The following is a 20128-nucleotide window of genomic DNA, read 5'->3' on the forward strand; positions in this document are numbered from 1 at the left end:
CGCGCCGCGATCAGCGGGGACGCTCGGGCTCCAGGCGGACCTTGATCCGCCCGTCCTGTGTCTCGAGCGTGGTGGGGGGCGCAGGCGCTTGCGCGGCGCCCTCGGAGAGGCGCACCAGCAGCTCGAGGTCGAAGGCCTGCGCTGCACTCAGGTGCACGGCCAGGTCGCCGCCGTCGAGCAGCTCGCACTCCACCAGCGGCGCCGAGTCCGGAGGGAGGTCCGGCAGGCGGCTCGTGACCACGGCTCGGCCGGCGTCCTGGTGCGGCCGGAAGAGCAACAGGCGCGGGCCTGCGGGGCCGCGGTCCAGGTACAGCGTCGCCACGTGCCCCTCGGCGTCGCGACCGTCGAAGATGGGCGCGAGGCCGTCCAGGTCCCCGATCGAGACCCATTGGAGCTCGCGGACCGGCGCCCCGAACACGTCGTCGGACTCCTCGACCTCGACCCGGCCGTCCTCGCGGTGCTCGATCGACATCTGGCGGCGCGACCCGCCCTCGGGCAGGGACTCGTTCGACACCTGGACGCGGGCCTCGCCGCCGGAGTCGGTGGTGAAGAGCAGTGCCTGCTGCTCTCCGTCCCCGAGGGGCCCCTCGACGCGGGCGCCATCGACCTCGACCGTGACCCACAGGGAGCGCAGCCAATCGACGCCACCCCCGGCCGCGAAAGCTATGCCGGTCAGGGCGCTGGTCGCCACGAGCAGCGGCAGCAAACGCGGCCGGCGCCGGGTCCAGCGGTGCTGGGCGAGCAGGCGCACCTCGAGCGTGCGATCGGCAGGCTCCAGTCCTTCGGAGTCGCGCAGGGCCTGCAACGCGAGATCGACTCGATCCTGGCTCACGACGTCACCTCCGCGGATTGGACTTCCAGCCGCGCGCGCAAGAGCTCGCGGCCTCGGGACAGGCGCGCCTTGACCGTCCCCGGCCGGCAGCCCATGACCCCGGCGACTTCCAAGACCGACAGGCCCTCCAGGTAGTGCAGGGCCAGGGTCGTCTGGTAGCGCGCCGGCAGCGACAGCAATGCCACCCGCGCCGACTCGGCCGCGTCCACGGCCGGCGCCTCGCCAGCGTGGGCCGGCTCCGCGGTCTCCTCGAGGCCGCAGTGGCGCCGGTGCACCGAGCGCCGCAGCCAACGTCGGATCCCATTCGACGCCAGCCCGTAGAGCCAGGAGCGGAAGGGCAGGCCCCGGTCCCGATAGCGCCCGAGCTTGGCCAGGGCCGTCGCGAAGGTGTCGGCCACGAGGTCGTCGGCCGTGTCCCGGTCGCCGACGCGCCGCCGGATGTAGCGCGCGATGGCCGGGTGGTGCAGCCGGTAGAGCTGGCCGAAGCTGTCGGGGTCGGTGCGCGCCCGACGGACCAACTCGGCCTCGCTCGAAAGCCCCGGGTCCGGCAGGTTCCCGGTGCCCGACAGGCCTGGCAGGGTCGAAGGGGTGCTGGCGCGCATGGCGGTCACGCCCACCAGAAGCGCCGAGGCCCCTGCGAGGTTGCACGAAAGCTCGAAAATGGTCGATCGGGCGGGGTTCTTCCACGCCGCGCCGATCAGCCCAGGCCCGGCTCGAACAGTGTCTCGTAGGGCGTGAACGCGCCGACCGGGATGAACCGGAATTCGATCAAGCCCGCCTTCACGAGCGGGAAGGTGTCGGTGATCGACCGGGCCTGCTCGACCGAGTCGACCTCCATCACGATCAGCGCGCCGGGCTTGTCCGTCCGCAGGTAGTTCTCGCGGATGACGCCCTGCTTGTAGAGCTCCCAGGCATGGCGGGCCTCCTGCTTCAGAAGCGGCGCAACCTGCTCGAGCGTCACGCCCGGCTTGAATTCGTCGAAGGCGAATACCTTGGCCATCTCGAGCTCCTGTCGGCGCGTGGGCGCGGTCAGCGACGCAGCAGGCCCCACGCGAAGCCCCGCTCTTGTCCGTGCTTGGTCACCAGCTCGATCCAGAGCACGGCGTGGGGCTCCAGGAGCCGAGCGCTGGTCAGCTCGCCGACCTCGATCGCCTCGAAGCCCAGTTCGCTGACGAGCGCCGTCGTGGTCGCCCGCGCGTCGGCGTCGTCGCCGGCCACGAACATCACGGCCTTGCGACCCGCGAACACCGGGTCGGCCATGTTCTCGAAGCCCGTCTGGTTGAGGGCCTTGGTCACGCGCCCGCCCTTGGCCCAGGAGGCGATCTGCTCGGCGCCGGAGGTCTCGAAGCCGAGCTTGAGGCCCTCGCCCCAGACCCAGGGGTTGGTGCAGTCGATCAGCACCTTCGAGCCGAGGTCACCCAGGGACTCGACGGCGGCCTGCGCTGCACCCCACGGGACCGACAAGAGGATCACCGCGGAACCCGCAGCGGCGTCCTGCACCGTTGCGACCTCAACGGATCCCTCGCAAGCGCGGGCCAACGCATCCGCCTTCGCGTCCGGAAGCGACCGCACGCCGAGGGTGACCTCGTGGCCGAGCTCAGCCCAGCGCGCAGCCAGTGTTCCGCCGACGTTCCCCGCACCGATGATCGCGATCTTCATGTTGCCGCCTAGGAGTTAGAGCCCGAGCGCCTTGGCGACCGCTTCGCCCACGAGGCCGCCCGAGAAGTTGTTCTGGCCCGTGATCAGCCGGCCCTCGCGCGCGACGGTCAGGTAGGGCGTGAAGGGGTCGCCTTCGCTGTACCGGCCGCCCTTCTCGATCAGCGCGTCCTGGAGGTAGAAGGGCATGTACTTCTGGCCGATCTGCTCCTCGGCCATGTGCTCTTCCCGGTTCGAGAAGCCGGTCACCGACTGGCCCTCGATCAGCGGTCGCCCGTCGGCCTCGACACCGAGCAGGGCCGCGGAGCCGTGGCACAGGGCCGAGACGATCCCGCCCCGCTTCCAGATGGTCTCGGCGCTGCGCTTCACGTCGCGGCTCTCGGGGAAGTCGAAGATCGCCCCGTTGCCCCCGGCGAAGACGATCGCGTCGTAGTTCTCGAGCTCCACCTCCGACAGCTTCGCGGCCCCGTCGAGCAGGCCCGACTGCTCGGCCAGGAAGCGCTTGGTGACCTCGTCGTCCTTGGTCTTGCTGACCTCCGTGCCGGGGTCCGAGAAGGGGTCGATCGGAGGGCGGCCCCCGGCGAGGGTCGCCAGGTGGACCGAGGCGCCGGCCCTGGTCAGGGCGTCGAACGGATGGGCGACCTCGGTCAGCCACACGCCGGTCGGATAGCCGGTGGTGCCGAGGGTGTCGTGGCTGGTGGCGACGACCAGGACCTGCTTGGTCATGGGGAGCTCAACGGGTGACGGGGCGGGGGGATGACTGGATTACGATACGGTGCGGTATCGTAATGCTCAATGGGCGGAGCCGTAAGATCACCAGCCTGACCAGGAGCGGACTTGCCGAGCGAGAACCACCAACAGACCGAGCGCAACGCTCCCGGACGCCGCCGAGATCCGGACATCGACGAGGCGATCTTGACCACGACCCTCGACCACCTCGGTCGGATCGGTTTCACCGCCATGTCCATCGCGGGGATCGCCCGCGACGCCGGGGTGACCAAGCCGGCGATCTACCGCCGCTGGTCGTGCAAGGCGGACCTGGCAACGGCCGCCCTCTCGCGCCTGCAGGCCGCCGAGGGATCCCCGTCCACCGGCTCCCTGCGCGGCGACCTGATCGCCCTGCTCGACAACTTCCAGGGCTCCCTGACCCGACCCCAGGGCTTGGCGATGATCGGCATGCTGCTCAGCGAAGAGTCGCGCATGCCCGAGCTGATCGCGCACTTCCGCGAGCGCATCACGACCCAGCGTCGGGCGATGTTCAGGGAGGCCTTCGAGCGCGCGCAGCCCGACGAGTTGCCGCCGGGCTTCGACGTCGACGCCGCGGTCAACATGCTGATCGGGTCGCTCTACGCGAAGTACATCGCGGACGGTTCGATACCGAAGCGCTGGGCCGCGCGGGTGGTCGACACACTCCTGCCGCAGTCGGAGACCTGATCGCGGCGACCGACGCGGGCCGATCCGAAAGCGCGGCCCGCTGGGGGACGAGCGCCGACGCCCGCCGGGCGGCTCAGTGCGCCTCGAGCCAGTTGGCGCCCGTACCGATGTCGACCAGGAGCGGCACGTCCAGGGCGACCGCGTTCTGCATGCCGGTTCGCACCAGCTCGGAGAGGGCCTCGACCTCGGACTTCGGGCACTCGAACAGGAGCTCGTCGTGGACCTGCAGCAGCATCCGCGCCGAGAGCTCCGATGCCTTCAGCGCCGCGTGAACGTCGATCATGGCGCGCTTGATGATGTCTGCCGCGGAACCCTGCACCGGCGTGTTGATCGCGGCGTTCTCGGCGAACGAGCGCTGGCGCGGGTTCTTCGAGTCGATGTCCGGGATGCGGCGCCGGCGCCCCAGGAGCGTCTCCACGTAGCCCTTCTCGCGCGCCTCGGCCAGAACCCTGTCCATCCAGTCGCGCACGGTGGGGAAGGACTCGAAGTAGCGCTCGATGAAGGCCTTGGCCTCCGGCACGGTCATGTCGTTCTCGCGCGCCAGGCGCTGGGGCCCCATGCCGTAGAGCAGGCCGAAGTTGATCACCTTGGCGCGGCTGCGCATGGTCCGGTCGACCTTGTCGGGCTCCACGTCGAAGATGATCGACGCCGTCGAGGCGTGGATGTCCTGGCCCTCGACGAAGGCCTGGCGCATCAGCGCGTCGCCGGACAGGTGCGCCATCACGCGCAGCTCGATCTGGCTGTAGTCGGCGGCCAGGTAGACCCAGTCGGTCTCGCCCTTCGGCCCGCGGGGCACGAAGGCCTGGCGCAGCTTGCGGCCCTTCTCCGTGCGCACCGGGATGTTCTGGAGGTTGGGGTCGCTCGAGGCCAGTCGCCCAGTCGCCGCGGCCACCTGGCTGAAGGAGCAGTGCACGCGCCCCGTGTTCGGGTTGACGTAGCGCGGCAGGGCCTCCACGTAGGTGCTGCGCAGCTTGGAGAGCTCGCGGTACTCGAGCAGCACCTCGACGATCTCGACGCCCTCGTAGGACTGCTGCAACGTCGCCGCGTCGGTCGAGTAGCCCGTCTTGGTCTTCTTCGGGTTCTTGACCCCGGCGGCGTCCTGGATGCGGAGCTTTTCGAACAGGATCGTGCCCAGGACCTTGGTCGAGTTGACGTTGAAGACCTCGCCGGCCAGGTCGTGGATCTTCGACTCCAGGCGGTCGATGTCCGCCGTCAGCTCCTTGCCGAAGACCTGCAGCATCTCGGTGTTCAGGGCGATGCCGTTGAACTCCATCTCGATCAGGGTCGGCACCAGGGGCATCTCCAGCCCCTCGAACAGCTCCCGCGCCCCGGCCTCGTCCAGCTCCGGGTCGAGCACCTCCACCAGGCGCCAGGTGGAGTCCGCGTCCTCGCAGGCGTACTCGGCCACCGTGTCCACCGGCACCTCGGCCATGGTGATCTGCTTGGCGCCCGTGCCGATCAGCTCCTTGGTGGGGATCTTGCGCAGGTTGAAGTAGTGCAGCGACAGGCTGTCGAGGTTGTGTGCGCGGGTCGAGCCGGCGATCGAGAAGCTGGCGACCATCGTGTCGAAGTCCGGCGGCGGGCAGTGCACGCCCTTGCCGGCGAAGACCAGCCAGTCGTACTTGGCGTTCTGGGCGCAGCGCTCGAGCTGCGGGTCGGTCAAGAGGCCCTCCAGGCGCTTCAGGAGTGAGGCCGGCCCATCGGGATCGACCGGCGGGTCGAGGTTGAAGGGCACGTAGAAGGCACGGCCGGCCTGGCCCGAGAACGACGCACCGACGATGTCGACCTCGAGCGGCTTGAGGCCGGTGGTCTCGGTGTCCACCGCGAACTTGCCCAACTCGCGCAGCTCGGCCTCCATCGAGGCCAGCTCGTCCAGGTTGCGGATCGTGACGTAGTCGCGCTCCTGTTCGACCTTGGGCGCGTTGCCCCCGAGGTCCGCGAGCAGGCTCTTGAACTCCAGCTTGCCGAACAGCTCGGCCAGGATCTCCGCGTCCGGCTCGGCCGGGCCCACGACCTCGAGCCCGGGATCGAGGGGCACGTGGGTGTCGATCGTGACCAACTCGCGCGAGAGGGTCAGGTTCTCGCGGTCCGCCTCGATCTTCTCGCGCAGCTTGGGCGTCAGCTCGTCCAGGTGCTCCAGCACCCCGTCGACCGTGCCGTACTTCTCGATCAGCTTGATCGCGCCCTTCTCGCCGATGCCCTTGACCCCCGGCACGTTGTCCGAGCTGTCGCCCATGATCGCCAGCACGTCGATCACGTGGTCCGGCGTGGTGCCGAACTTCTCGGCCACGGCCTCGACGTCCTGGATCAACAGGTCCTCGCCCGCCTTGAACACGTTCCAGAGCTTCACGCGGTCCGACACCAGCTGCATGAAGTCCTTGTCGCCGGTGACGATGAAGACCTCGTCCCCGGCCGCCTCGGCCTCGCTCGCCAGGGTCCCGATCACGTCGTCGGCCTCGAAGCCCGGCACCTCGAAGATCGAGATCCCGTGGGCCCGAACCACGTCGCGGATCCAAGGCCCCTGGGCGATCATCTCCTCGGGCGCGCGGTCCCGGGTGGCCTTGTACTCGGGGTACTGCTCGTGGCGGAAGGTCTTGCCCTTGTGGTCGAAGGCGATCGCGATGCGGTCCGGGTTGCCTTCCTTGAGGATCCGCCGCAGCACCATCGTGAAGCCGTAGGTGGCTCCCGTGGGCTGTCCATCGGCCGTGGTCAGCCCCATCCGGGCGAAGGCGAAGTGGGAGCGGAAGGCCAGGGCCGTGCCGTCGAGCAGGAATACGCGCGCCATGGGCCGGAAGATAAGGGCGCGGGAGCCGCCAGCGAAGCGGAGTGACGAGTGAGATCGTCCGGCCGCCGGTCCCATCGGCGCGTGGGCCCCGTAGGCTCGTCCCACGGCCATGCAGGAACCCAGACCCCAGCGCAACGTCGACCGCGGCGAGCCGGCACCCGGTGACGGTCCGCGGCCGGTGGGCCAGCCGCTTCCATCGAGTGGCCCGCAGCCCCTGGGGCCGGTGGACCGTCGTCCGCGCCGTCCGACGGAGGCCGACCTGCCGCCGACCCGCGTGGTCGTGTTCCGCGGGCCGAGCCCGCGCTCCTGCTCGGAGCCCTCCCTGGTGCTGTCGGCGGTCGGGATCCCCAGCGAGCTGGTGCGGATGGACGGCACGACCCTGCTCACCGTCGCCGAGGAGGAGTCCGAGCGCGCGCGCTACGAGCTGCGCCAGTACATCCACGAGAACCGCCGGCGCGGGGTGGTGACGGAAGAGTTCCACCCCCTCTCGGACGGCGTGGCGATCGGCGCGGTCTGGTGCCTGTCCCTGATGTTGATCCGCGCGGCGGCCGTCACCGGCGCCGGGGGCTTCGACTGGAACGACCTGGGCGGGATGCGAGCGGGGCTGCTGCTGGAAGGGGAGTGGTGGCGCGCGATCACGGCCCTGTTCCTGCACGTGGACGCCCTGCACCTGGGCAGCAACCTGGTCTTCGGCACCGTCTTCGCGGTCTTCCTGGCCCAGCACCTGGGCGGCGGCGGCGCGGCGTTCACGCTCGTCGCCGCGGGCGCCCTGGGCAACTGGATGAACGCCCTGGTGCTGTCCCCCGATCACCGCTCGATGGGCGCTTCCACCGCTGTCTTCGCCGCGGTCGGCGCCTTCGTCACCGACGAGTTCCTGCGCCGCCGGCGCACCTCGCGCGAGGCCATGCGCCGCTGGGCACCCATGGTCCTGGGCGTGCTGATCCTGGGCTGGTACGGCGCCGGCGACGAGCGCACGGACGTCTCCGCCCACGTCTTCGGCTTCCTGGCCGGCATCGGCGTGTCGGCCTGGCTGGCCCTGATCGACCGCCACTGGTCCCTGCGCGAGCGCGGCATGCAGGCCCTGGGCTGGAGCCTCGCGGGCCTCGCGTCGACCGCCGCCTGGTTGTGGGCCTTGGGGTTGGTCTGACGCGACGGCCGCGGAAGTCGTACGCGATAGGGGGAGTGCTACGCTTCGTGGCCACGACCTGGAGCGATAGCCATGAACCTCAGCCTCGACTGGCACAAGCCGATCGCCGTGAAGCGAGTGACCGCTCGCACGCTGGAGTACGCGATCGACATCGATCTCGTGCCGCGTGAACCCGGCGTCTACATCTTCGCCAGGAGGTGGGGAGCGCGGTACGAGGCGCTCTACGTCGGCAAGGCGCGCAGGTTGCGGGGGCGGATCCAGAGCCACCTGAACAACCGCAGCCTGCTCAATCACTTGGCGGACGCTCGGACGGGCAAGCGAGTGCTGCTCCTCGGCCTGTTGCAGTCGCGGCCCGGCCAGCAGTTGGACCGCTGCCTGACCGTCGCGGAACGGGCGCTGATGCGGCACTTCCTCAGCGAAGGGCACGACCTGGTCAACATCCAGGGCACCAAGATCCGGCGGCACGTGGTCGAATCCACGGGACACGCGCCGAAGCGTTTCCTGCCCCAGGAAGTCCAACTAGAGGTGGGGCGCGGGGAGTGAGACCCAGGGCGCGGGTCTCGAGGTTCTGAGTAGGCGCGCCGTCGCACGTCGAAAGTCCGGACGGGATCCGAGCCGAGGCCTCGAGTGGCAATCGACCCGTCGCCCCCGGGGGCTGGCGCCCCGGACCGACGGACCGATCACCACTCGACGCCTCGCGAACTCAACCCGCGCCCATGCGCCGGTACGCGTCCCAGCGCGCCCTGTCGAGCTCGCCGCTCTCCAGGGCTGCGCGAACGGCGCAGTCCGGTTCGGAGTCGTGGCGGCAGTCGCCGAAGCGGCAGTCGGCGGCGAGGGCTGAGACCTCCGGGAAGGCCTCGTCCAGGGCGGCTAGCTGCTCGGTGGCCAGGCCCAGGGCGCGGATGCCGGGGGTGTCGATCAGGACCGTGCCGTTCGATAGGCGCCGCAGCTCGCTCGAGGTCGTGGTGTGGCGGCCCTTGCCGTCGCTCTCGCGCACCTGGCTCGTGACGCGCTCCGCACCCTCGGGGTCGAGGGCGTTGAGCAGGCTCGACTTGCCGACGCCGGAGTGACCGACGGCGACGATCGTGCGCCCGGCGATCTCGCGGATCAGCTCGTCGAGCCCAAGGCCGGCCGAGGCCGAAACCAGGTGCACGCGCACGCCCGCCTCGCGGTAGGGCGCGAGCCTCGCCTCGAGCTCCGCTCGCGCGTCCTCGTCCGCCAACAGGTCGACCTTGTTGACCACCATGCGCGGCTCGATGCCGCCGGCGATCAGGGCCACCTGGAAGCGGTCGAACAGGCCCGGCTTGAAGGGCGGGCCGACCACCGAGAGCACCACTAGGGCCAGGTCCACGTTCGCCGCCAGCACCCGGCGACGGCCGGGCATGGTCGGATCGGCGCGGGCCAGCTCGGTGCGCCGCTCGTGACGCCCGACCAACCGCGCGAGTTCAGTCGTCAACGGGATCACCCGGGCGCGGTCGCCCACGGCCAGGTCCTCCTCGCGGCGCATCGGCACCTTCAGGGTCTGGGAGCCGCACACGACCCGCGCGCCGTCGCGGGCCACGGCGATGACCGTGCCGTCGAGGGCGCCGGGGGTGTCTGGCGGACCCGCCGCCACGGTCGTCGAGGAGACCCTCGGCGCGAGGGGACCCTTGCGGCTGGAACCCATGGGCTGGAAGTCCTCCAGCTCGTCCCAATCGTCCTCATCTCTCACGCGCTCGCGCGCCCGCGGCTCGTCGCCGCTGCGGCGGGCCTTGCGTTCCTTGGCGCGCTGCTTGCGTTGCTTCTGCTCGTCGAGGCTCACGGCGCGGTCGAAGTTGGCCATCGCCCTGCGCCGCGTCTCGTCCTTCTCTTCGGGGGTCATCCCCCGTCCACGTTTTTCCAATGGATCGATACTCGTGCTGCTCCCGGATCTTGATCGATCGGCGGGGAGCGCGCACCGTGCGCACTCACCCGCGGCCCCAGCTCGCAAGCTGGATCGGGCGGCGCGATCGGACCGGTCGCGAGCGGCGGAGGAGGGAGCGAACCTCTGGCGCTGGACGAACGGGAAGCACGCCGCCGAATCGGCGGACGGTGCCTCCAGCGCGCGCGGACGGGACGGGACCCTCGGGGCCCCGGGCCAGCTCAGCGACGCGCGGAGGCGCGTGCGGCGGTGACTTGCTTGTTCGTCATCGGGGGCCTCCAGTGTGTTCGTCGGGTGCGGGTGGCGGGCCGCGCTGACTCGCGCGCCTCGCCGGGCGGGATCGCGACGCTCGCGATCCGACGGCCGCACGCTACCCCGAATCCGGGGCGGCGTCGAGGGGGCACTGGCGCGGGCGCGCCGCTATCCTGCTCGGCCCTCCCCCCGACCCGACCCCCGTCCGCGCGCCCCGCGCCCCCTCTCGATGAAGATCGGCCTCGTCTACGGCAGCACCACCGGCAACACCGAGGATGCCGCCGAGAAGATCCGCGACCACTTCGACGACCACGTCGACGAGTGCCTGAACATCAGCGGCCTCGACCTCGAGCGCCTGAAGGCCTTCGACGTGCTCCTGATCGGCATCCCGACCTGGAACATCGGCGAGCTGCAGCAGGACTGGGACGAGGTCTTCAACAAGCTCGACCCCGTGCGCTTCGACGGCATCCGGGTGGCCTTCTTCGGCCAGGGTGACCAGCGCGGTTACCCCGACAACTTCCAGGACGCCCTGGGGATCTTGCGGAACAAGCTGGTCCAGCTCGGCGCGCAAGCCGACCTCGGGCACTGGTCCACCGAGGGCTACTTCTTCCAGCGCTCCCTGGGCGTGATCGACGAAACGAAACAGCACTTCGTCGGCCTGGCCCTCGACGAGGACGGCCAGCCGGAGCTGACCGACGAGCGCATCGAGGGTTGGTGCGCCCAGGTCAAGTCCGAGCTGGGGCTGGAGTAGCGGCGGCGCGGTCCCTCCTCGACCGGTGCGTTCAGCTGGGGAAGTGCCGCGACGATGCTCACGGGGTAGGCGGCGACGCGCCTGCCGATCGACGCCGCACGGACGCCCAACCGACGAGGATCCCGGTCAGTCCGAGCAGCGGGTTCGAGATTCGCGTGACCAGCGGCTCGCGTCCGTGCTCGGCCAACGCGGCCATCACCTCGCGGGCGCTCGCGCCCTCGACCCGGGGCGGCGGATCGGGCCGTCCGTCGCCCGCGATGGCCGCTCCGGTCCCGAGCACCAGGACCGCCGCGGCAAGCACGCGCGCGGGCCCGGTGCCGCGTCCGATCAGGGTGCTGACGACGCCCGCGCACAGGGCGGCAACCAGGGTGATCCCCGACGAGATCGCGATCCACAGCGGGCTGGCGTCGTAGCTGCCAGGCCGCAGCACGCGCTCGAACCCCAGGGCCATGGAGCCCAGGGCGAAGCCGGCCATCACGACCACGGTCAGCACGAGCCAACCGGCCAGCACGGCGAGGACCTTGCGACTCATCGCTGCACCTCCCCAGCGGCGAGCAGGGCGGCGTGGGCAGCGCGCTCGGCCTCGATCGCCGCGAGGAGCTGCCCCCGGAGGGACGCGTAGAGCTCGAGGGCATCGTCCCGTGTCAACTCGCACTCGCCCGTCGCGGCCTCCAGCCGGCCGCGCAGCTCGTCCCGCTCCGCCTCGGCGGCTTGGGCGTCGAGCAGCTCCGCGTAGGTGTCGAGCATCTCGCAACCGGAGCGGATCGCGGGCACGTCGCACTCCGCGATGGACGCGCTGATCGTGCGCCAGCGCTCCGCCGCCGCATCGAAAGCCCGAGCCGCGGCGGCCAGGCGATCGTTCCCGGTCAGCGGCGCCGCCTCGCGCAGGAACTCGGCGTAGAGACCCCGACCGGCGTGGGGCGGGGTCAACTCGTGCTCGAGCCCCTGGTAGGTGCGCCGCAGGGCCAGGCCGGCCCGCGCACCCTCGGGGAACAGCGTGGGCCAACCCTTGGCGTCCTTGCGATCCACCAGCAGGCGCGCCCACTTCTCCATCCCGGCCAGTCCGAAGTTCGAGGCGAAGCCCTTGTAGGGCGATTCGGTGTAGCGCCGCGCACAGTCGGCGACGGCCGCCTCGATCGCCGCCGATAGGTCGCCGTGCCCATGTCCTGGCGCAGCCGTGACCATGTGGTGCTTGGCCTTCTTGAAGGCGGCCCGCGCCGCGGCGAACACGTCGGCGTGGATCAGCGCGGGGTCTGAGCTGCCCTTGTCGATCAAGAGGTCGTCACCCTCCCGACCGACGACCGCGACCAGGGTCGGCGCCGTGCCCAACATGGCAGAGGGCGGATCGGTCCGCGCCAGGGCCAGGGCATCGACCACGCACAGAGCCGGACTGCCGGCGTCGATGGCGGCGTCGAGGGCGGCGCGCGCCTTCTTGGCACTGGTCGTCTGCAACGAGTCCAGCTCCAGCCCCAAGCGTTCCACGGCGCCCAGGGCAAAGCGGTCGGCCGCCGAGTCGAAGCGAGTCAGCACCGAGAGCAGCGGTGGCGTCCCCGTGTACTCGAACACGATGTAGAGGAAGCCGACGCCGCCGGCGAGGCCGGTCAGCATGGCCTCGCTCAGCGGGTCGGCGCTCCCGGTTGCCCGCACGCTGAGCGCCGCGAGCCAGTTCCGAACCGCCCCGGTATCGCCGCACACGCCGGGCTGGAAGGGATAGCCGGAGCCCGCCGTCGCCTCGCGCGTGCGGTAGCCGAGCTTGGCCAGGACCTGTGCTCGGGCGGTGGTGTAGCGCTCGCCTGTCTTTTCCATACGCGCCCTCACGGCGCGCTTGAAACTCTTCGCTCTCGTCATCGGATCATCTCGCTGCGGCGAAATGCACCACGACCCGTCCGTCGCCGTGCCTCCGCCGGTGTGCTGGGTCGGCCGATACGTCGATCGACCGGACAGCTGGGATGATCGGTAGTGGCGAACGCATCCCGGGGAGTCGAGCTCCTCTTTGCTCCCGTGGAGAGGTCCTGGACGGCGGACCGTTGGGAGTTGGGCGGGGGATGGACCGCCGAGGGGAATGGTCGTCGGGGATGGCCCGAGCGTCAAGGGGGCCGTCGCACCGGACCCCGGCCCCCCAATCAACGGGGCGCGGCGTCGAGGGCCGCCGACAGGCGCTCCAACTGATCGCCGTCGGCCCGACGCATGTAGCGGACCAGGGGCCCGACCAGGAGTCGGCCGAGGAGATTGGTGGGCTCACCGGTGCAGTCCATGGTCAGGTCGGTGCCGCCTTGGCCGTCGTCTGCGAAGGTGTAGCGGTAGCAGCATCGCACGCCCATGGCGGCCGACGACGCGGCGTGGACGAAGGGCGGCTCGTGGCCCTGGGACGGGCCCGAGTGCTCGACGATCGAGATCTGTGCGGTGCACTCGCGCCGCCCGATCTTGCGCGTCTCGCGCAGCACTGCGCCGTCACGCATGGGCCCGCCGCCGACAACCTCGCAGGCGAGCACATCGGGGAGCCAGGTGCGGATCCGCGCCAGGTCCGTCGCGAAGGCGAAGACTTGGGCCGGGGGGTGGGGAATCGACTTCTCGAGGCTGAATCCGGCCATTTCCGCAGCGCAGTTCGCAGGGGGGGCGTCGCGATCCTAACCCGCACCAATCGGTGTCCGCGCCCAGCGCGCCTGAACAGCGGGCTGCGGCTACTCCTCGCCCGCTGACGGCACCCCTCGAGCCGACCCGACCTCGGCGGGTCCTCGGCCCGCAGGGCACCGTCACCAGACGAGCTGTGCGGGCTGGCTTCCACGTCCCCCCGTCTTTAGCTTCCTCGCCCCGTGTCCACCTTCCGAGCCGAGCTGCGCACCCAGGTCCGTCTGGCGGGCCCCGTGGTCCTGGCCCAGCTCGGAATGATGGCCATGGGGACCGTCGACACGGTCATGGTCGGCCACCTGCCCGCCGACGGCACGGCGCGCATCGCCCTGGCCGCCGTGGGCATGGGCAACGTGATCTTCTTCGCGGGCGCGTCCTTCGCCATGGGCGTGCTGATGTCCCTCGACCCGGTGGTGTCCCAGGCCCTCGGCGCCCGGGACCGTACCGCCATCGGCCTCGGGGTGCAGCGCGGCTTCGTGCTCGCGGCCCTGTTGACCCTGTTGGTGCTGGCGCCGGTGCCCTTCGCCGACCGCATCCTGGCCCTGCTCGACCAGCCCGACGAGGTCGTCCCGGTGACCTCGGCCTACCTGCGGGCCATCGCGCCCAGCGTGCCGCTGTTCCTGATCTTCGCGGTGCTGCGACAGTCGCTGCAGGCGATGCACGTGCTGCGGCCGATGCTGATCGCGATCGCGATCGCCAACGTCGCCAACGTGCTGTTCAACTGGGCGCTGATCTTCGGCAAGTTCGGCTTGCCGGCCCTCGGTGCGGTCGGGTCCGGTCACGCCACGACCCTGTCGCGGCTGGTCATGGTCGCAGCGCTCTTGGTCTTCAGTTGGCCGGTGCTGCGCGAGCACGTGCGGCCCTGGCACCGCCAAGCCCTGAGCCTGAAGCCGCTCTTGCGGATGCTGAAGGTCGGGGTGCCGGTGGGCTTCCAGAGCTCGCTCGAGTTCTGGGCCTTCGGCATGGTCACGCTCTTGATGGGGCGCCTGGGATCGCTCGAGCAGGCCGCGCACATGGTCGCGATCCAGCTGGCGTCGATCAGCTTCATGGTGCCCCTGGGTGTGAGTGCGGCCGGAGCGGTGCGCGTGGGCTACAACGTCGGCCGCGGCGACCCCCCGGCGGTGCGGCGCTCGGCGGCGGTCTCGCTGCTGCTCGGACTGCTGGTGATGAGCTTTTCGGCGATCCTCTTCCTGCTCCTGCCCGAGACCCTGACGGGGCTCTTCTCGAACGACGAACAGATCGTGGCCCTGGCCGCTTCGCTGTTGCCCTTGGCCGCGGCCTTCCAGCTCTTCGACGGCACCCAAGTGGTGGCCCTGGGCTGCCTGCGGGGCGTGGGCGACACCATGGCGCCGATGGTGATCAACTTGATCGGCTACTGGGCCGTGGGCTTCCCGGTTGGCTACTGGCTCGCCTTCCACGGGGGCGCGGGGCCCCACGGATTGTGGTGGGGGCTGGTGGCGGGACTCGCGACCGTGGCCGTGGTCCTGGCCCTGCGCGTGCGCTCGCGCCTGGCGGGGGAGCTGCGCCGGATCGACCTGGAGGGCGGCTCCGAATCCGAGGGCTATCCGGGCTGAACTCGGCTAACAGGCGATCGGCGTCGTGGCTCTAGGGGTTGGCGCGCCGAAGTGCCGCGCGCATCGATCCAACCCTGACCCGACGGAGTCCGCCATGCTCGCCCTGCTGCTCGCCACGCCCCTGGTCCTGCCCCCCGCTGCCGCTCCGACCCTCGGGTGTACGGCCTGGGGAGCAGTGCCGTCGCTCGTCGTGACCTCGAGGGTGGCACCAGCGAGCGCAGGCCCCCCCGGCCTGTGCTTCCCCTTCAGCCTGCCCCGTGGTGCAGCGAGCCTGCCCTTCGGCAACGGAGCGTTCGAGATCGATCCCGATTACGACCTGGGCCAGATGGTGGGCGACACCCTGGCGATCCTGCGGGGCTCGGACGATCCGCTGGTCCACGTGGAGACGCTGCGCCGCGCGATCATCTATGCGGACGGCAATCTGGGCGCGCCGGAGCGATCCTCGGCGCCCTCGCGTGCGTTCCTCGCCGACGCCCTGCGTGCGAGCCTGATGTTCGAGCTGCACGCATTCAGCGAGGACGTGGCCGCCGGACGCCGCCCCGCCGACGAGCGTCGATCGGCGTTGCTGTACTTGGACCTGGGTTACTTCCAGGGAGCGACCCAGCAGAGCGGCAGCCGCCGCTTCGACGACACGGGCGACCTGCTCCGGTCGGCCGTTGAGTTGGCGCCCGGCGACGGCGCCCTGCGACTGGCCGGCGCCATGGGCGGATTCGATGCGCTCGAGCGGCACGAGTTCGAGCGCTGGATGCTGGCCGCGCTCGACGGACCCGAGCGCGCCGACGGCCTGATCGCCGACAACGCACTACAGGTCGGCAAGCGCTTCTACGGGGCCGAAACGGTGGCCGCCCTGCGCGAGCGGCTGCGGAGGGAGATCGGCTGAGCCGAAGCGGGTGATCGAGGACGACGATGTCGCAGCGGCGCCCGTCGCCGACGAGGTGCGGGCGGCGCGGTCGGGAGACCGCGCCGCCTTCCGGCGTTTGTTGGCCCGCTTCGGCCCGGCGGCCCACGGAGCGATCGTGGCCCTGGCGGGCGTCGTCGAGGCGGAGGACCTGATGCAGGATGTGTGCTTGACGAGTTGGCAGAAGCTGGACGACCTGCGCGAGCCGTCGCGCTTCGGACCGTGGCTGCTGAGCATCGCACGCAACGCGGCGCGGCGCTCCCTGCGCGCGCAGGGCAGTCGCGTCGAAGTCGGAGCCGTCGAGGTCGAACCCGCGCAGCTCGCAGGGGACGACGATGCCCTCGCCGCGACCGAAGTGCTGGCACAGCTCGCCAAGGTGCCCGAGGCCTTTCGTGAGGTGCTGGCCATGCGCCTGGTCGACGGACTCAGCGGCCAGGAGATCGCCGCGGCCACCGGGCGCAGCCACGGCGCCGTGCGCGTCGCCCTGGCGCGCGGCATGGAGCGGCTGCGAGAAAGGCTGATCCAGGAAGGTTGGCGGGCATGACCGAAGAGCACGAACTCGAGCGACTTCTCGCGCGGCACGCATGGAGCGGCGAGATCCCCGAGCTTCCGGAGCGGGTGGTCGCGCCGGTCCGTCGGCCGCCCTCGCCCAGGCCCTGGCTGCGTCCCTTGACCCTGGCGGCGGTGGCCCTTGGCGTGGCATCGATCGGGCTCCTGTGGCTGTTGACCCGGATGGTGGAGCAGGTCGGAGAGGTCGCAATCGAGGGCCGCAGCTACCCCGTGGCCTACCTCGAGGGCGGCGCGGGCTCGCAGCTGCGCCGCATCGAGCGGGGCGACACGATCGCCACCGGCACCGGGGAGCGGCTCGAGATCGAAGTGGGGGACATCGGTCGGCTGTTCCTGGAGCCCGGTTCGCGTCTGACGGTCGCAGAGCCCACGGGCGAGGGCGCGAAGCACCAGCTGCGGCTCGATCTGGGTACGGCGCGGGCTTCGATCGTCGCCCAGCCGCGCGCCTTCCAGTTGGAGACGCCGGCGGGCGTGGCGGTGGACCTGGGCTGCGTCTACCGCACCGAAGTCCGCGTCGACGGGACGGCGCGCGTCGCGGTCGAATCCGGTCGGGTGGCCTTCGAGCGCTCCGGCCAGCGGATCCTGGTCCCGGCCGGAGCGGAGGTCGAGGTGGCGACGGGCGCGGTATTCGTGCTGCCGGTCTGGAGCGACGACGGCGACGCAATCCGTGAACTCTGCCGGCAGCTGGCGCGGCCCGCCGTCTCGCCCACAGGCCTGGCCGCTGGTCTGGTCCAGCTCGAGGCCGCCGGGGCGCGGCGCGGGAGCCTGGCCCTGTTCCACCTGCTCGACCATCCCGACCAGCGCGTACGCCTCGAAGCGTGGCGAGTTCTCACGCGCCTGGTCGATCCACCGGTCGAGGCCACTCGGGAGCGGACCCTGGCCGGCGAGGCCTCCGCGCGGCGACTCTGGGAACGCCGTTTGCCCTGGCCGGGCTGAGACGTAGACGTCCCCAGGGCCGCGGATCCCCCTCGTAGGGCCCGCGGAGCCCTATCTCGGATCGCCGGCACCGAGGTTGGCGGAGGAGGAGTAGTCTCGGTTCGGCCCGAGTTCCCTCGGCCATCAACCATCGGCGATGCCTTCCGCTTCCCCGCGGAAACCACGGATCGCCGGCCCCCCGTCCCGGTGCGCCCTCCAGCCCAGGGGCACTCCCAACCCCCACACCAAGCGATCGTGAACTCGATGCAGCTCCACACCCTCCGTGCTCCGAGCTTGATCTGGCTCGGTGCCCCGCTGGCCCTGATGGCGCCCTCCGCCATGGCCCAGGACATCACCCCCATCGGCTCCCAACTGGTTCAGGCCATCCAGACCGGGGTCAACCCCTACATCGCGGGCAAGTCGACCATGGCCCGCGTCGCGCTGAGTGTCGAGGGCACCCTCCCGGCCGGCGCCGGGGTCGACGCGCTCATGCGCGTCTTCGTCGGCGGCGTCGAGGTCGCCGAGTCCCCGTACTACTCGGTCAACGGCCCGATCGATCCGACCCTGTCCCCGGCCCAGACGGACCTGGACACCACGGTCAATTTCGAGTTCCGCCCGCCCCAGGGCACGGACGTGACGCTCGAGATCGAGCTCAACCCCTCCGGCCCGGGCCAGCTCTTCGAGACCGACTACTCGAACAACACCCTGGTCCTGGGTCCGATCAACTTCCAGTGCCGCGGCCTGCCCGAGGTCGTGTACTCGCCGATCGACTACCGCCCCAGCGGCGGCGCCACCCCCAACCCGCCGAACCCCCTGCTGATCGAGCCGGGCGTGGGTGACAACTTCATCCAGGGCATCTGGCCGTCGGAGGACATCGAGTACCACCGGACCGACGCGCCGACCAAGCTGTGGACCAGCTCGCTCTCGGGCTCGGGCTCGGCCCTGAACTCGTCGCTGCTCAGCGACCTGAACATGATGAATCCCCAGCCGGACTTCATCTACGGCTGGATCCCCGGCTCGCTGCCCTACAACGGCCAGGCGATCGGCATCCCCGGCAAGGCGGCCATGGGCAACACGGATCCGATCCGCCACCAGCGCACCTTCGCCCACGAAGTCGGTCACCTGTTCGGGTTCAGCCACATCTCGAGCAAGATCAGCACCGTCGGCATCGACGTCGAGGAGCACCTGGCGATCACCGAGGGCCTGGGCCAGATCAAGGTCTCCTCGCTGAACGACATCATGGTCGCCGGGCAGTTGACCAACACGGCTTGGATCTACTCCCCGAACTACAACTCGATGGCGGCCCACCCCGCCTTCACCTGCGCCGCGCCCGACTCGGCGGACGTCGAGCAGCGTGAGTCGTTCATGCTGGCCGGGGTCTGGAACCCGAACGCGGGTACGGTCGAGGTCGTCCACGCGGTGACCTTCCCGGGCGGTCGGGCGACCGCCAGCGATCCGATCGCGGAGTCGCAACTGGCCCTGCGCGCCTACGCCGGTGGCCAGCTCGTCAGCGAGGTCACCCTGCTCGCCAACGGCGCGCCGGACTGCGCGGTCAACGAGGTCGACCACGAGCACGGCGAGGCCTGCGAGCACGGCGACGAGAGTGGTGCCGACAGCGAGGTCGAGCTCCCCGACGTCGGCTTCTCGGTGGTCTTCCCGGCCTCGGTCGATCCGGCCACCCTCGAGCTGGTCGAGGTCGTCGAGCTCGCCACGGGCAAGGTGCTCCGCAGCCTCGTCGCCAGCGACAGCGCGCCCGCGATCAAGCTCGTCGAGCCGCGCCCCAGCGCCGTTCTCGGCGGTCAGGTCGAGGTCATCTGGGAGTCGAGCGACGCCGACGGCGACGCCCTGCAGCACTTCCTGCGCTACAGCCCCGACGGCGAGCGCATGGTGCCCCTGGCGTCGAACGTCGAGGGCAGCCGCTTCCTGGTCGACTTCGACCAGCTTCCGAAGCTGGTCCCCGGCCAGGGCTACCTCGAGGTCCTCGCCACCGACGGCCTGAACACCTCGCGTGCGCTCACGGTCGATCTGACCGGCGCCGGCCTGACGCCGGAGGGCGGCGGCAGCAACGCGCCCTTCTGTCACATCCTGACCCCCGACAGCGGCAAGTCCTTCCCCAAGGCGGCCAACGTGCTGCTGCACGCTTCGGGCTGGGACCTCGAGGACCGTGGCCTGCACGGCAGCTCGATCGTTTGGACCAGTGACCTCGACGGGCTCGTCGCCGTCGGTCGCACGACCGCCATCGCGACCCTCTCGGTCGGCGTCCACCAGCTCTCGGTGACCGCCACGGATTCGTCCGGCATGACCACCACCGACACCCACACGGTGACCATCACCGACCGGGTCGTCCCCGACGGTGGCGGCAGCGGCGTGACCTGCCAGACCGACCTGGGCTCCCAGGGCCCCGGCGGCGCGGTGCTGACCCTGTGCGGCGGCAACCTGTCGAGCGGCACCACCGCCGACCTGGAGCTCGTCGGCGCGGCCCCGAACTCGATGCTCTGGATCGTGCTCGGCGCGGGCAACAGCCCGACCCCGCTGTTCGGCGGCACCCTTGTGCCGACCGCTGACAACGTCCTGTTCGACATGGCCGATGCCGGCGGCGCCTGGATCGCCCCGAACATCCCCGGCGGCGGCGGCCCGGCGACCCTGTACCTGCAGGTGGTCTTCGACGACGCAGCGCTCGCGGGCGGCTTCGGCTTCTCGAACGCGCTGCAGGTCGACTTCCTGCCGTGAGCCCGATCGGTGGCTGAACGATCAGCCGCTTCGAGTGCAACGGGCCCCCCGCGGTGTGA

The 20128-nt window shown here is 70.8% G+C and carries 19 protein-coding genes; 9 read left to right on the forward strand and 10 right to left on the reverse strand.

The window, feature by feature from the left end:
• Positions 1–10 precede the first annotated feature (10 nt).
• The 5 genes from Pla133_RS08825 to Pla133_RS08845 all read right to left on the reverse strand — a co-directional run bounded on the left by Pla133_RS08825 (position 11) and on the right by Pla133_RS08845 (position 3214).
• Positions 11–832: a hypothetical protein gene (locus Pla133_RS08825; protein WP_145064549.1), complete on the reverse strand. Its 822-nt coding sequence runs from the start codon at positions 830–832 to the stop codon at positions 11–13.
• Positions 829–1434, reverse strand: a complete 606-nt coding sequence (locus Pla133_RS08830; protein WP_145064550.1) for an RNA polymerase sigma factor — start codon at positions 1432–1434, stop codon at positions 829–831. The genes Pla133_RS08825 and Pla133_RS08830 overlap by 4 nt, the downstream gene beginning before the upstream one ends.
• 95 nt (positions 1435–1529) lie before the next feature.
• Entirely contained in the window at positions 1530–1832 is a 303-nt protein-coding gene (locus Pla133_RS08835) for a YciI family protein (RefSeq protein ID WP_145064551.1), read from the reverse strand.
• A 29-nt stretch (positions 1833–1861) separates the two neighbouring features.
• Entirely contained in the window at positions 1862–2491 is a 630-nt protein-coding gene (locus tag Pla133_RS08840; RefSeq protein WP_145064552.1) for an NADPH-dependent F420 reductase, read from the reverse strand.
• Between the two features lie 15 nt (positions 2492–2506).
• Positions 2507–3214 (reverse strand): type 1 glutamine amidotransferase domain-containing protein, encoded by a 708-nt coding sequence (locus Pla133_RS08845; RefSeq protein WP_145064553.1) that lies wholly within the window; start codon positions 3212–3214, stop codon positions 2507–2509.
• A 111-nt stretch (positions 3215–3325) separates the two neighbouring features.
• Here Pla133_RS08845 and Pla133_RS08850 point away from each other — a divergent pair, with 111 nt between their 5' ends.
• Positions 3326–3922: a TetR/AcrR family transcriptional regulator gene (locus tag Pla133_RS08850; RefSeq protein ID WP_145064554.1), complete on the forward strand. Its 597-nt coding sequence runs from the start codon at positions 3326–3328 to the stop codon at positions 3920–3922.
• A gap of 73 nt (positions 3923–3995) precedes the next feature.
• Here Pla133_RS08850 and polA read toward each other — a convergent pair whose 3' ends face one another.
• A complete protein-coding gene (gene polA, locus Pla133_RS08855) occupies positions 3996–6707 on the reverse strand; it encodes a DNA polymerase I (protein WP_419192270.1) in 2712 nt (903 codons plus the stop codon).
• A gap of 109 nt (positions 6708–6816) precedes the next feature.
• Between polA and Pla133_RS08860 the strand changes: the two genes are divergently transcribed.
• Positions 6817–7854: a rhomboid family intramembrane serine protease gene (locus tag Pla133_RS08860; RefSeq protein WP_145064556.1), complete on the forward strand. Its 1038-nt coding sequence runs from the start codon at positions 6817–6819 to the stop codon at positions 7852–7854.
• A gap of 72 nt (positions 7855–7926) precedes the next feature.
• Positions 7927–8397, forward strand: coding sequence for a GIY-YIG nuclease family protein (locus Pla133_RS08865; protein ID WP_145064557.1), 471 nt, complete (start codon positions 7927–7929; stop codon positions 8395–8397).
• Positions 8398–8557: 160 nt separating this feature from the next.
• Here the strand turns inward: Pla133_RS08865 and rsgA are convergent, their stop codons facing one another.
• Positions 8558–9715 (reverse strand): ribosome small subunit-dependent GTPase A, encoded by a 1158-nt coding sequence (rsgA, locus tag Pla133_RS08870; protein ID WP_145064558.1) that lies wholly within the window; start codon positions 9713–9715, stop codon positions 8558–8560.
• A gap of 520 nt (positions 9716–10235) precedes the next feature.
• Here rsgA and Pla133_RS08875 point away from each other — a divergent pair.
• Positions 10236–10757, forward strand: coding sequence for a flavodoxin (locus tag Pla133_RS08875; RefSeq protein WP_145064559.1), 522 nt, complete (start codon positions 10236–10238; stop codon positions 10755–10757).
• Between the two features lie 58 nt (positions 10758–10815).
• Here Pla133_RS08875 and Pla133_RS08880 read toward each other — a convergent pair whose 3' ends face one another.
• The 3 genes from Pla133_RS08880 to Pla133_RS08890 all read right to left on the reverse strand — a co-directional run bounded on the left by Pla133_RS08880 (position 10816) and on the right by Pla133_RS08890 (position 13348).
• Positions 10816–11289 carry a hypothetical protein gene (locus Pla133_RS08880; protein ID WP_145064560.1) on the reverse strand — a complete coding sequence of 158 codons (474 nt, stop codon included), beginning with the start codon at positions 11287–11289 and terminating at the stop codon, positions 10816–10818.
• Entirely contained in the window at positions 11286–12563 is a 1278-nt protein-coding gene (locus Pla133_RS08885) for a BtrH N-terminal domain-containing protein (RefSeq protein WP_419192271.1), read from the reverse strand. The genes Pla133_RS08880 and Pla133_RS08885 overlap by 4 nt, the downstream gene beginning before the upstream one ends.
• 317 nt (positions 12564–12880) lie before the next feature.
• A complete protein-coding gene (locus Pla133_RS08890; protein ID WP_145064562.1) occupies positions 12881–13348 on the reverse strand; it encodes an SRPBCC family protein in 468 nt (155 codons plus the stop codon).
• A gap of 222 nt (positions 13349–13570) precedes the next feature.
• Between Pla133_RS08890 and Pla133_RS08895 the strand changes: the two genes are divergently transcribed.
• The 5 genes from Pla133_RS08895 (at position 13571) to Pla133_RS08915 (ending at position 20069) form a co-directional block, all read left to right on the forward strand.
• Positions 13571–14959 (forward strand): MATE family efflux transporter, encoded by a 1389-nt coding sequence (locus tag Pla133_RS08895; RefSeq protein WP_145064563.1) that lies wholly within the window; start codon positions 13571–13573, stop codon positions 14957–14959.
• Between the two features lie 94 nt (positions 14960–15053).
• Positions 15054–15839, forward strand: a complete 786-nt coding sequence (locus Pla133_RS08900; protein ID WP_145064564.1) for a hypothetical protein — start codon at positions 15054–15056, stop codon at positions 15837–15839.
• Between the two features lie 10 nt (positions 15840–15849).
• Positions 15850–16401 (forward strand): RNA polymerase sigma factor, encoded by a 552-nt coding sequence (locus Pla133_RS08905; RefSeq protein ID WP_145064565.1) that lies wholly within the window; start codon positions 15850–15852, stop codon positions 16399–16401.
• Complete coding sequence (locus Pla133_RS08910) at positions 16398–17360, forward strand: FecR domain-containing protein (RefSeq protein ID WP_145064566.1); 963 nt, start codon at positions 16398–16400, stop codon at positions 17358–17360. The genes Pla133_RS08905 and Pla133_RS08910 overlap by 4 nt, the downstream gene beginning before the upstream one ends.
• A 243-nt stretch (positions 17361–17603) precedes the next feature.
• Positions 17604–20069 carry a zinc metalloprotease gene (locus Pla133_RS08915; RefSeq protein WP_145064567.1) on the forward strand — a complete coding sequence of 822 codons (2466 nt, stop codon included), beginning with the start codon at positions 17604–17606 and terminating at the stop codon, positions 20067–20069.
• Positions 20070–20128: the final 59 nt, after the last annotated feature.

It is taken from the genome of Engelhardtia mirabilis, assembly GCF_007748095.1.
GTDB lineage: Bacteria > Planctomycetota > UBA1135 > UBA1135.